Genomic DNA, 11,042 nt, shown 5'->3' with positions numbered 1-11,042 from the left:
GTGATCTACATTGCCTGATATGGACGACCACACCGACCAGACCCGCAAGCCCCGCGCCGATGCCGTGCGCAATCGCGAGCGCGTGCTCGAAGCGGCGAAGGCCGTGTTCAACGCCGGCGGACCCGAGGCGAGCCTGGAGGCGGTGGCCAAACGCGCCGGCGTCGGCATCGGCACGCTCTATCGGCATTTTCCAACGCGCGAGGATCTGTTCGAGGCGGTGTACCGCCGCGAGGTCGAGCAGCTCAGCGAACTTGCCGAACAATTGAAGAATGCGAAGGACCCGGTCGATGCGCTCAGGCGCTGGCTACGCTCGAACGTCGAATTCGTCGCCACCAAGAAAGGCATGTCGGCCGCGCTGGCGCTGACGTTCCAGAGTTCGTCGGAGCTCGCGGCGTTCTCGATGGACCGCCTGACCAAGGCGATCGGCTCGCTGCTCGACCGCGCGGTCGCGGCCGGCCAGATGCGCGCCGATATCAGCCCGGAGGACCTGCTACGGGCGCTTGTCGGCATGTGCTACATGCACGACCAGCCCGGCTGGCAATCCTCGGTGCTGCGGATGCTCGATGTGTTCGTGGACGGCTTGAGGGTGCAGCCGCCCAGCAAGGTCAAGGCGCGCGCGTCCAAGACCACGAAGCCGGCCACGAAGCGAAAGCGGTAGCGACGTGTACTCGCAAAAGAAATGTCGGCTCCTGAGGGCCGAGCGGAAATCTGCTGATCGGCCAGAGCATTAATGCTTGTGACCCGAAGCGGACCAAACGGCCGACGTTGGCCATGAGTGCCCTAGTTCGCGATCTCAAGACTAGCCGAAACGTCCTCACCTGTACGGGCAAGCCGACGCATTCGCGTCCCCTCCATCGCCGCCGAAAGATCGCAGATCAACTCCTTAAGCTCTGGTGCGAGGTGCGCCGTATTCACGACCTTGATGATGTAAGGAGGCTTGAGGACGTTCATGCCACCGCCGAAAATTGAATCCAAAAAGGCACCTACTCCATCACCATGCCATTCCGGCGCTCCTATTGCTGTCTTGAGGGCTGATCGAAAATCGTTAGCAGTTGTCCAACTGCTGGCATCGAGTTGTATCGTCTGCATGGTCGCTCTCGTGCGGGCGACCTCCTTAATATCAGACTGAGCTTGATGTCACCAAGTAGCCCATCGGCGACCTGCAACGATGTCTGCTGTTTGTGCCGCCGTTGCGGGATGAGCGGGCATCTGGAGCACCCAAGCCGAGCGCGTGATTTATGAGTGCACGCCCTGGCGGCGCAGATGTGCTAGGATCGCCTCCGCCGGGATCTCAACGCGGAGCCTGTCATGCGCATCGCAGCCTTGCTGGTCGCTCTCATTGTTGTCTGTCATCACGCAGCGTTTGCCGGCGATGTCGCGACGGCCCAGAGCGTCATCCGCGCCCAGGAGCAGGCGTTCGTTCGCGACGATGCGGCGGCGGCCTATTCCTATGCGGCACCTTCGATCAAGGAAATCTTTCCCGCACCCGACATCTTCATGTCCATGGTGCAGAACGGCTACGCGCCGGTCTATCGTCACAAGAGTTTTGAATTTGGCGAGAGCAAGACCGATGGCGGCTGGATCGCCCAGCGCGTCCATATCGTCGATGCCAATGGCGAGGCCTGGGAGGCGCTCTACACGCTCGAGCAGCAGGGCGACGGCAGCTACAAGATCACCGGCTGCTCGCTGCTGAAGGCGGGACAATCCGTTTAAGTCGCAAAACCCGGGCCGGTTTTGACCGAGCCCATCCGCGCGCGGATCAAGAGCAACACGACGATGCCGATGTTCAGCGCGTTCCACGCCACGCCGTTGGCGAATGCCGCGGCATACGAGCCGGTGGCATCGAAGATGACGCCGGACACCCAGCCGCCGAAGGACATGCCGAACACGGACGCAAAGATCACGATGCCGACGCGGGTCGCCGCTTCGCGCGCCGGCATCGCCTCGCGCACGATGATGGCGTAGCTCGGCACGATGCCGCCCTGGAACAGGCCGAACATCGCGGAGATCAGATAGAGCGAGGCGAGGCTGTCGAAGAACAGATAGAACACCAGCGCAAATCCCTGCGCCAGCGACCCGACCAGCAGCGTGCGGATGCCGCCGATCTTGTCGGCCAGATAGCCGGAGCCGATCCGGCTGACGATGCCGCAACCCATCATCAGGGACAGCATCTCGGCGCCGCGCGCGACGCCATAACCGAGATCGCCGCAATAGGCGACGATGTGAACCTGCGGCATCGCCATCGCCACGCAGCAGGAGATGCTGGCGATCGAGAGCAGCACCGTGAGCGTATTCGTCGACAGCTTGAGATCGACCCGCGGCGGCGGTGCGTTGGCATGATCGCGGATATGGTCGTTGCCCATCTGCGCGCGCAGGATCAGCACCAGCACCGCCATCGTGCTCGCGCAGACGATGCCGATGCCGATATGGGTGTAGCGCCAGCCGATCTCCTGCGTGCCCCAGCTCACGATCGGCGGCCACATCGTCCCGGCGACATAATTGCCGCTGGCAACGATGGTCACGGCCAATCCGCGATAGCGCTCGAACCAGTGCGAGGCTTCGGCCATCAGCGGCGCGAAGGTCGCGGAGGTGCCGAGCCCGATGAGGAAATAAGCCGCCACGAACTGCCACAGCTGGCCCGACAGGCCCGCGAGCACATTGGCAACGCCGAGGAAGGCGATGCTGATCGCCATCGCCGGCACGATGCCGAACCGGTCGGTGATCTTGCCGGCGATCACGCCGCCAAGCCCGAAGCCGAACATCATGAGGGTGAAGGCCAGCGACACCGCGCCGCGCGTGGCAGCGAATTCGGCCTGCACCACGGGAATCACGACCACGACCGCCCACATGCCGACGGCGCCGATCGAGCCGATCACAAGGGCAATGACGAGTCGCACCCAGGCCTGACGGGAATCAGGGGTGAAGGTGTCAGGTGTTTGTCCTGGATGATTTGGCGCGTGCACGGGCCGGACCATGTTCGCGGACCGCCACATGGTCAACCAGCGTGCCGCGATATTGGGCATGCGCGGTGCACTGCGGTAATAAGCTCTTGGCGAACGCGTCTTTTGCCATTAGTTTGCAATAAGTGCGTGCGACATTGCCGCGCGAGGAGCCTATCGGCGGTATGTTGTTGCGATTGACGCGATCGGTGCGGATCAGGGTGGGGCGAATCATCGCCCTCGCCTATCTGTTCTGCGTGCTCGCGCCAGCCGCAAGCCTTGCCTGGGGCAGTGCTGCGCCCTGCCTTGGCGACGACGCCTTGGCTGATCTCGTTCCGGCGCATCACCACATGGCTGCGAGCCATGGCGATGCCCCGCACGAGCATGCGGGAACTGATTCCCAGACCGCCGCGAAGGACGCACCCGCTCCGCATCATCACGGCGGCAAGGGAACAGTGGGCCCGTGCTGTGCAATGATGTGCGTCAGCGCGCTGCCGGCCGATCTGCCCAGCGTCGCCACGCCGGTCCAGCCGACGTCGACCTGCGCGCCCGAGATCGTGCCCAGCCTGCACAGCGCCGCGCCGCCCCAGCACTACCGCCCCCCCATCGCCTGATCTGATACGACGGCGTCGGTTTCGAGCGCGCTTCTGCGCGCGCGAACCTGTGGTCTTCAGATCAAGGACTGGTCATGTTTACGCTTTCCGGGGCGAAGTCCGCCGCATCTGCGGTGGGTCGACGACATTTTCGATTCAATTGGCCGCTGCTCGCCTTTGCCGCGCTGGCGCTGTCCGGCTGCATGCCGGCAACGACACAGGTCGCCAGTGCCGACCCCGCCGATCCGGCGGCGAAGGTGGCGCGCATCGGCTATCGCTCGACCATTGCGCCCTATACCAGCCTGCGGCCCGCGACGCCGGCGCCGTGGCGCGGCCGCAACGACGCGGTGACGCCGCAGCCGAAGCAAGACCGGTAGGAGCGCGCCATGACACGCCATCTTGCGCGAGGCCTCCTCGTCATCACTGCGCTCAGCGTTTCCGGCTGCGCCGCGTTCTCGCCCGACAGCGGCATGACTGGTGTCTCGGATCTGACGAGCCAGGCCATCAACAAGGACGTCGCCTTCGTGCGAACGGCCGAGGGCGCCAGCGCGGTCGACGCGCGCGTCCGCCAGCTGCTCTCGCGCACGCTCAGCGCAGACGCCGCCGTGCAGATCGCGCTGCTCAACAACAAGGGACTGCAAGCCGCCTATAACGAGCTGGCGCTGGCCGAGACCGATCTCGTCGAGCAGAGCCTGCCGCCCAATCCGGTGTTCGCGGTCTCGCGGATATCGGGCAATGGCGCCAGCGAGATCGAGCGCCAGGTGGTCGGCGATATCCTCGCGCTCGCCACCCTGCCGTTCCGCTCCGACATCGCCCGCGACCGCTTCCGCGGCGCGCAGTTGCGCGCCGCCCTGGCGACGCTGCGGCTCGCCGCCGACGTTCGCCGCGCTTATTGGCGCAGTGTTGCCGGCAACGAGATGGTGGTGCTGCTGACCGACGCGAAGGCGACGGCGGAATCGACCGCACAGCTCGCGGTCAAGCTCGGCGAGACCGGCTCGCTCAACAAGCTCGACCAGGCCCGCGAGCAGGTGTTTTACGCCGAGACCACTGCCGACCTCGCCACCGCGCGGCAGACGGCGACGAGCGCGCGCGAAAGGCTGGCGCGCCTGATGGGGCTGTGGGACGACGGTCTCGACTTCCGCCTCCCCAATCAACTGCCGCCGCTGCCGCGCAGGCCGCAAGCCTTGCCCTCGATCGAGGCCGATGCCGTGGCGCATCGCATCGATCTGCAAATCGCGCGGCTGGAGCTGGCGGCGCTGGCGAAGGCCCTGAACCTCACCGAGGCGACGCGTTTCGTGACGCTGCTCGATCTCGCCGGCATTTCCCGCCGCACCCAGGATCCGGAAGGGCCGCCGTTCCGCGAACGCGGCTTCGACGTGCAGTTCCAGATCCCGATCTTCGACGGCGGCGAGGTGCGCGTGCGCCAGGCGGCCGAGACCTACAATCTCGCCTTCAACCGCCTGACCGAGCGCGCCGTGAACGTGCGCTCCGAGGCGCGCGATGCTTATCGCGTCTATCGCTCCAGCTACGACATCGCCGGCCACTACCAGCGCGAGATCATCCCCTTGCGCAAGATCATCACCGAGGAGATGCAGCTGCGCTTCTCCAGCATGCAGGTCGATATCTTCGCGCTGCTCACCGAAGCGCGGCAGCGCCTCGCGGCGCTGCGCGGCGCGATCGACGCCAGGCAGAGATTCTTCCTCGCCCAGGCCGACTTGCAGACCGCCGTCAATGGCGGCGGCGCGCCGGCGGCCGGCAGCGACAATCCAACCACCATCGCCGCGGCAGCACCTGCCGATGGCGGCGGCCACTGAGATGGAGGCCAAGATGTTTTCCCGCCGAGGATTTTTGGGCAGCGCCGCGCTTGCCGGCGCGTCGGCCATCAGCGGCCGCGTTCAGGCCGCTTCGATTCCGGAAGCACCCACCATGGACAAGGTGGTGATGCAGCCGCCGCTGCATCCGAGCAGCGGCCCGGACTATCGCCCCGTGGTCACGCTGAACGGCTGGTCGCTGCCGTTCCGCATGAACGGCGACTGGAAGGAATTCCATCTCGTCGCCGAGCCGGTGGTGCGCGAATTCGCCGAGGGGATGAAGGTGAATCTCTGGGGCTATAACGGGCAATCGCCGGGCCCGACCATCGAGGCCGTCGAGGGCGACAAGGTCCGCATCTTCGTCACCAACAAGCTGCCCGAATACACCACCGTGCACTGGCACGGCATGATCATTCCGAGCGGCATGGACGGCGTCGGCGGACTGAACCAGCCGCACATCGAGCCGGGCAAGACCTTCGTCTACGAATTCGAGATGAAGAAGAGCGGAACCTTCATGTACCACCCGCATTCCGACGAGATGGTGCAGATGGCGATGGGCATGATGGGCATGTTCATCGTGCACCCGCGCGATCCGAATTTCCGCGCCGTCGACCGCGACTTCGTGTTCGTGATGAGCACCTATCGCGTCGACCCCGGCACCTATCTGCCGCATGTCAACGAGATGACGGACTTCAACATGTGGACCTGGAATGCGCGGGTCTTTCCCGGGATCGATCCGCTGCCGGTCAGGCTCGGCGACAAGGTGCGCGTGCGCATCGGCAATCTCAGCATGACCAACCATCCGATCCATTTGCATGGCCACAGCTTTGCGGTGACCTGCACCGATGGCGGCTGGATTCAGGAGAGCGCGCAGATCCCGGAGACGACCACCGACGTCCCGGTCGGCGCCATCAGGGTGTTCGACGTGCTCGCCGACAATCCCGGCGACTGGGCGTTCCATTGCCACAAGTCGCACCACACCATGAACGCGATGGGGCACGACGTGCGCAACCTCATCGGCGTGTCGCGCAAGGATCTCGCCAGGGCCGTCGGCAAGCTCGCGCCTGACGGCATGGCCATGGGCTCGACCGGCATGGCGATGGGCAACATGGAGATGCCCGCGCCCGACAACACGCTGCCGATGATGACCGGCACCGGCCAGTTCGGGCCGATCGAGATGGGCGGCATGTTCACGGTGATGAAGATCCGTGAGGACCTCGCGCGCGACGATTACCGCGATCCCGGTCCGTACAAATTCCCGCAAGGCACCGTCGCCTACGAGGTGGCCGCACCCGCCTCGGAGCCGGCCCGGCACAAATCCGGCAGTCCGCCGATGAAGCACAAGATGTGAGCGTTTCGATGAACCACCAACTGGAGATGACGATGAAAGCTATCAAACTCGGCCTCGCGCTGGCCGCACTTTCGACCGCGCCGACCCTCGCCCACGACAAGCACGCCCACGCGAGCTTTTCGGCCGGCGAGCCCGGCGACCCCAAGAAGCCCGCGCGCACGATCGAGATCCTGCTGAACGAGATGGACTACTCACCCGCCCGGATCGAGGTCAAGCGTGGCGAGCAGATCCGCTTCGTGCTGCGCAATGTCGGCAAGGAGGACCACGAATTCCTGCTCGCCACCACCAAGGAGAATCTCGCGCATGCGGTCGAGATGAAGAAGCATCCGCACATGGAGCATGACGATCCCAACGGTGTGCGCCTCGCCCCAAGCAAGACGGCCGAGATCCTCTGGAAGTTCAGCAAGGCCGGCACGTTCGAATATTCGTGCCTCATTCCCGACCACCGCGACAACGGCATGATCGGCCACGTCACCGTGAAGTAACGAAGGAGACTGCCATGAACCGCATCATCCGTATCACCGCTGCGCTGGCGCTGACTGTCGGCCTTGCAACCGGGACTCTCGCAGCCGAGGGCGCCGCGATCAGCGGCGAGGTGAAGAAGATCGACGAAGGCGCCGGCAAGATCACGCTCAAGCACGGTCCGGCGAAGAGCCTCGGCATGGAGGACCCCATGACCATGGTCTATCGTGTCAAGGACGCGGCGATGCTCAAGCAGGTGAAGGTCGGCGACAAGGTGACCTTCGAGGCCGAGGAGGCGGCGTCGGGGTACACGGTGACCAAGATGCAGAAGGCGAAGTAGGCGGCCGCTCTTCAGCCGTCATTCCGGGGCGCCCCTTGGCGCGAGCCCGGAATCCATGTCTCCACGTCACCTGCCGCACGATGGATTCCGGGTTCGCGCTGCGCGCGCCCCGGAATGACGGGCAAAACACCCGTCCCGCACCCCTTCCCACCCCCTTCGTTAACCCTTTGCTAACCATACACCGGGCAAAAATTGCCGGGTGAAGTCGAGTGTCGTCGGCCGCGTAGAACGGGAGGAACCCCGTGGACGCCAGTGCGGTGCCTCACTTTCGGAACGGCGGCCCTTCGGCCGCCGCGCAGACGTTTGGGGCGCGCGGACGGCAGTCGCGCGGGGAGGCAGCTACCATGGTCGACGTCACGGCGGGACAGGGCGTAGGCAGCGCGAAGCCCGGCATCCCCTCCCTCAACGAGATCGTCAACATCCTCAAGCGCGGCGACATCGCGCTGGCGCTCGGCATCCTCACCATCCTGGTGGTGCTGATCCTCCCCTTGCCCGCCATCGTGCTGGACCTGTTCCTGGCGATCTCGATCACGCTGTCGATCCTGATCCTGATGACGTCGCTGTTCATCCAGGCGCCGCTCGAATTCTCGGCCTTCCCGACCATCCTCTTGATCTCGACCATGCTGCGCCTGTCGCTCAACATGGCCTCGACCCGCCTGATCCTGTCGCACGGGCACGAGGGCACGGCCGCCGCCGGTCACGTCATCGAGGCCTTCGGCAGCTTCGTGATGGGCGGCAATTTCGTCATCGGCATCATCGTCTTCGCCATCCTGATCATCGTCAACTTCGTCGTCATCACCAAGGGTTCGGGCCGCATCGCCGAAGTCGCCGCGCGCTTCCACCTCGACGCCATGCCCGGCAAGCAGATGGCGATCGACGCCGACCTCTCCGCCGGCCTGATCGACGAGAAGGTCGCCAAGGAGCGGCGCAAGGAGCTGGAGGACGAGAGCGGCTTCTTCGGCGCCATGGACGGTGCCTCCAAGTTCGTCCGGGGCGATGCCATCGCCGGCCTCTTGATCGTCTTCATCAACGTCGTCGGCGGCATGATCATCGGCGTCGCGCAGCAGGGCATGTCCTTCGCCGACGCAGGGCGCAGCTATACGCTGCTGACGGTCGGTGACGGCCTCGTCACCCAGGTACCGGCACTGATCGTCTCGACCGCGGCCGGCCTGCTCGTCTCCAAGGCCGGCGTCTCCGGCGCCGCCGACAAGGCGCTGATGAAGCAGTTCTCCGGCTATCCGCAGGCGCTCGCGATGTCCTCGGCGGTGATGCTGGTGCTGGCGGCGCTGCCGGGCATTCCGACCATTCCGTTCCTCGCGCTCGGCGCCGGCGCCGGTGCGCTGGCCTGGAACGCCCGCAACCACAAAAGGACCGCCGTCAGGGCCGAGGAAGCCGCCAAGGCCGCGCCGGCGCCGGGCATGCCGGGTGCACCGGGCGCTGCCGCGACCGAAGAGCCGATCTCGGCCGCGCTCAAGATCGACGACCTCAAGATCGAGCTCGGCTATGCGCTGCTGCCGCTGGTCAACGGCCCCGACGGCACTGACCGCCTCACCGAGCAGATCAAGGCGCTGCGCCGCTCGCTCGCGATCGAGATGGGCTTCGTGATGCCGGCGGTGCGCATCCTCGACAACGTCCAGCTCGAGGCCAACACCTACATCATCAAGATCAAGGAGGTCGACGCCGGCACCGGCAAGATCTGGCCGAACCAGTTCATGGTCATGGACCCCGGCGGCGCCCAGGTGCAGGTGCCCGGCATCCACACCACCGAGCCGACCTTCGGCCTGCCCGCGACCTGGGTCGACGCCAGCCTCAAGGAAGAGGCCTCGCTCAAGGGCTACACCGTCGTCGACGCCGCGACCGTGCTCTCGACCCATCTCACCGAGCTGCTCAAGGCCAACATGTCGGACCTCTTGTCCTATGGCGAGGTGCAGAAGCTGCTCAAGGAGCTGCCGAAGGAGCAGAGCGAGCTGGTCAAGGACATCGTCCCGGGCCAGGTCACGGTCTCCGGCATCCAGCGCGTGCTGCAGCTGCTGCTGGCCGAGCGCATCTCGATCCGCGACCTCTCCACCATCCTCGAAGGCATCGCGGATTCGCTCGCCTTCTCGCGCAACCCCGCCACCATGGTCGAGCACGTCCGCGCGCGTCTGGCGCGGCAGATCTGCGCCCAAAACACCTCCTACGCCGGCTACCTGCCGCTGATCGCGCTGTCGGCGAAGTGGGAGCAGGCCTTCGCCGAGTCCATCATCGGCCAGGGCGAGGAGCGCAGCCTCGCGATGCAGCCCTCGAAACTGTCGGAGTTCATGACCGCCGTGCGCGAGGCGTTCGAGCGCGCCGCCCGCGAAGGCGAGGCGCCGGTGCTGGTCACCTCTGCGGCAATTCGTCCGTTCGTGCGGTCCTTGGTGGAGCGGTTCCGGGCCCAGACCACCGTGCTGTCGCAGGCTGAAATCCACCCTAGGGCGAGGTTGAAAACGGTCGGAAGCATCTGATTTGCCTTAAGAAGCCGTGTGTTTTTCGGTCACAGGCAAATGGTTTTTGGGTTCCTGGCGCCTTGTCGACCAAGGACCCAGAAAGCGGGTGACAGGCACATTACTGCTTTGAAATAATTATAAAAAAGCACGATCCAGGGTCGCTATTGATCGCGACCTTTCACGTCATATCACGCTCTTGTGATAGCCCCTTGGGAACGAATCCCCCCAATACTAGGTTGTTGGGCACCGGAAGCTTGAACCTGCCTGAACGGGCGGGCGACTACTTCGGGTAGATGGCGGCAGGAGGCTTCCATGAACCACTCGATCTACAGCGCAGATCGCTCGACCCATCTGAAGATTGTGGTCGTGGCGCTCGTCGCAGGGATCGCGGTAGCGGGCTTCAGCATGACGGCGCGCTCGGGTTCGGATGAAGGCCTGACCCAGACTGCCCGCGTCATCAAGGCCGGCAAGCCGGTCGTTGTCACCAGTTCGAACGCGTCCCTCGTTCGCTGAGGAGATCTGACGAGTTTTGTGAATTCACGCGGCTCTTTACCAGCCCCCCAAAGTCGCCACGTGGATATGTAGACGACCCCAACCCCAAGTCGACTACAGAAAGCGCCCGCCCCCCACGGGCGCTTTCTCATGTCTGGGTGCCCCGTCATTGCAGACGTATCTGTCTCCAACTCGTCATTGCGAGCGCAGCGAAGCAATCCAGGATCCCTCCGCGGAAAGATTCTGGATTGCTTCGCTGCGCTCGCAATGACGGAGTGCGTGGTGACGGCGTCGCTCCATTCATTCGCATCTTCATTGCAGATACACCTTCGCATCCTCGCGGCATCTTTCGCCCGAGCTTTTCTTCGTCGCCTCACCCCCGATTGAAAGAGGGCGCAGGGAAGGCCGCATAGGCGTTAAGTTTATTCTTGAGTGTTGGAATCACACGTGATTCCAAGGGGCATGGCAGACGAATCGCTTCTGAACGAGGACTGGACGAGAGTGGTTGCGCAGCTGGGTGGAGCTGAGCAGCTTGAGACGAGTGCGCGCCAGACGACGGCTTTCGTGCGGCGGCGCCAAATTCCAG

13 protein-coding genes are annotated in these 11,042 nt (G+C 64.7%); 10 read left to right on the top strand and 3 right to left on the bottom strand.

Features of this window, described 5'->3' with window-relative positions; all coding sequences use genetic code 11:
- The first annotated feature begins 19 nt into the window (after positions 1-19).
- Positions 20-658, top strand: coding sequence for a TetR/AcrR family transcriptional regulator (locus tag JQ566_RS07485; protein WP_212372116.1), 639 nt, complete (start codon positions 20-22; stop codon positions 656-658).
- 122 nt (positions 659-780) lie between these two features.
- On the opposite strand, the gene JQ566_RS07480 is transcribed toward JQ566_RS07485, so the two are convergent.
- Positions 781-1,089 carry a barstar family protein gene (locus tag JQ566_RS07480; RefSeq protein WP_212371563.1) on the bottom strand — a complete coding sequence of 103 codons (309 nt, stop codon included), beginning with the start codon at positions 1,087-1,089 and terminating at the stop codon, positions 781-783.
- Positions 1,090-1,308: 219 nt separating this feature from the next.
- Here JQ566_RS07480 and JQ566_RS07475 point away from each other — a divergent pair, with 219 nt between their 5' ends.
- Positions 1,309-1,713 (top strand): DUF4864 domain-containing protein, encoded by a 405-nt coding sequence (locus JQ566_RS07475; RefSeq protein WP_212371561.1) that lies wholly within the window; start codon positions 1,309-1,311, stop codon positions 1,711-1,713.
- Here JQ566_RS07475 and JQ566_RS07470 read toward each other — a convergent pair.
- Positions 1,710-2,975 carry an MFS transporter gene (locus JQ566_RS07470; protein WP_212371559.1) on the bottom strand — a complete coding sequence of 422 codons (1,266 nt, stop codon included), beginning with the start codon at positions 2,973-2,975 and terminating at the stop codon, positions 1,710-1,712. The two genes, JQ566_RS07475 and JQ566_RS07470, sit on opposite strands and share 4 nt — an antisense overlap.
- Complete coding sequence (locus JQ566_RS07465; protein WP_212372149.1) at positions 2,929-3,174, bottom strand: hypothetical protein; 246 nt, start codon at positions 3,172-3,174, stop codon at positions 2,929-2,931. Before JQ566_RS07465 ends, JQ566_RS07470 begins: the two co-directional genes overlap by 47 nt.
- On the opposite strand from JQ566_RS07465, the gene JQ566_RS07460 reads away from it, so the two are divergent.
- The 8 genes from JQ566_RS07460 (at position 3,161) to JQ566_RS07425 (ending at position 10,477) form a co-directional block, all read left to right on the top strand.
- On the top strand, positions 3,161-3,553 hold the full coding sequence (locus tag JQ566_RS07460; RefSeq protein ID WP_349643308.1) for a hypothetical protein: 393 nt from the start codon (positions 3,161-3,163) through the stop codon (positions 3,551-3,553). The two genes, JQ566_RS07465 and JQ566_RS07460, sit on opposite strands and share 14 nt — an antisense overlap.
- Before the next feature lie 74 nt (positions 3,554-3,627).
- Complete coding sequence (locus JQ566_RS07455) at positions 3,628-3,909, top strand: hypothetical protein (protein WP_212371555.1); 282 nt, start codon at positions 3,628-3,630, stop codon at positions 3,907-3,909.
- Positions 3,910-3,918: 9 nt separating this feature from the next.
- A complete protein-coding gene (locus tag JQ566_RS07450; RefSeq protein ID WP_212371553.1) occupies positions 3,919-5,346 on the top strand; it encodes a TolC family protein in 1,428 nt (475 codons plus the stop codon).
- A gap of 13 nt (positions 5,347-5,359) precedes the next feature.
- Entirely contained in the window at positions 5,360-6,694 is a 1,335-nt protein-coding gene (locus JQ566_RS07445) for a multicopper oxidase family protein (RefSeq protein WP_212371551.1), read from the top strand.
- Positions 6,695-6,726: 32 nt separating this feature from the next.
- Positions 6,727-7,179: a cupredoxin domain-containing protein gene (locus JQ566_RS07440; protein ID WP_212371548.1), complete on the top strand. Its 453-nt coding sequence runs from the start codon at positions 6,727-6,729 to the stop codon at positions 7,177-7,179.
- 14 nt (positions 7,180-7,193) lie between these two features.
- Complete coding sequence (locus JQ566_RS07435; protein ID WP_212371546.1) at positions 7,194-7,496, top strand: copper-binding protein; 303 nt, start codon at positions 7,194-7,196, stop codon at positions 7,494-7,496.
- Positions 7,497-7,840: 344 nt separating this feature from the next.
- Positions 7,841-9,982 carry a flagellar biosynthesis protein FlhA gene (gene flhA, locus JQ566_RS07430; protein ID WP_212371544.1) on the top strand — a complete coding sequence of 714 codons (2,142 nt, stop codon included), beginning with the start codon at positions 7,841-7,843 and terminating at the stop codon, positions 9,980-9,982.
- A 294-nt stretch (positions 9,983-10,276) separates the two neighbouring features.
- Positions 10,277-10,477 (top strand): hypothetical protein, encoded by a 201-nt coding sequence (locus JQ566_RS07425; protein WP_212371542.1) that lies wholly within the window; start codon positions 10,277-10,279, stop codon positions 10,475-10,477.
- Positions 10,478-11,042: the final 565 nt, after the last annotated feature.

The sequence above is a fragment of the Bradyrhizobium sp. SZCCT0231 genome, from assembly GCF_018130245.1.
GTDB classification, from domain to species: Bacteria; Pseudomonadota; Alphaproteobacteria; order Rhizobiales; family Xanthobacteraceae; genus Bradyrhizobium; species Bradyrhizobium japonicum_F.
Note: the sequence above shows the minus strand (reverse complement) of the source record. Positions and strands in the feature narration are given on the sequence as shown.

What these genes read in the sequence shown, in the direction of transcription:
- JQ566_RS07485 (WP_212372116.1), top strand. Translation starts at nt 20, where the DNA reads ATGGACGACCACACCGACCAGACCCGCAAGCCCCGCGCCGATGCCGTG.
- JQ566_RS07480 (WP_212371563.1), bottom strand. Translation starts at nt 1,089, where the DNA reads ATGCAGACGATACAACTCGATGCCAGCAGTTGGACAACTGCTAACGAT.
- JQ566_RS07475 (WP_212371561.1), top strand. Translation starts at nt 1,309, where the DNA reads ATGCGCATCGCAGCCTTGCTGGTCGCTCTCATTGTTGTCTGTCATCAC.
- JQ566_RS07470 (WP_212371559.1), bottom strand. Translation starts at nt 2,975, where the DNA reads ATGGTCCGGCCCGTGCACGCGCCAAATCATCCAGGACAAACACCTGAC.
- JQ566_RS07465 (WP_212372149.1), bottom strand. Translation starts at nt 3,174, where the DNA reads ATGATTCGCCCCACCCTGATCCGCACCGATCGCGTCAATCGCAACAAC.
- JQ566_RS07455 (WP_212371555.1), top strand. Translation starts at nt 3,628, where the DNA reads ATGTTTACGCTTTCCGGGGCGAAGTCCGCCGCATCTGCGGTGGGTCGA.
- JQ566_RS07450 (WP_212371553.1), top strand. Translation starts at nt 3,919, where the DNA reads ATGACACGCCATCTTGCGCGAGGCCTCCTCGTCATCACTGCGCTCAGC.
- JQ566_RS07445 (WP_212371551.1), top strand. Translation starts at nt 5,360, where the DNA reads ATGTTTTCCCGCCGAGGATTTTTGGGCAGCGCCGCGCTTGCCGGCGCG.
- JQ566_RS07440 (WP_212371548.1), top strand. Translation starts at nt 6,727, where the DNA reads ATGAAAGCTATCAAACTCGGCCTCGCGCTGGCCGCACTTTCGACCGCG.
- JQ566_RS07435 (WP_212371546.1), top strand. Translation starts at nt 7,194, where the DNA reads ATGAACCGCATCATCCGTATCACCGCTGCGCTGGCGCTGACTGTCGGC.
- flhA (WP_212371544.1), top strand. Translation starts at nt 7,841, where the DNA reads ATGGTCGACGTCACGGCGGGACAGGGCGTAGGCAGCGCGAAGCCCGGC.
- JQ566_RS07425 (WP_212371542.1), top strand. Translation starts at nt 10,277, where the DNA reads ATGAACCACTCGATCTACAGCGCAGATCGCTCGACCCATCTGAAGATT.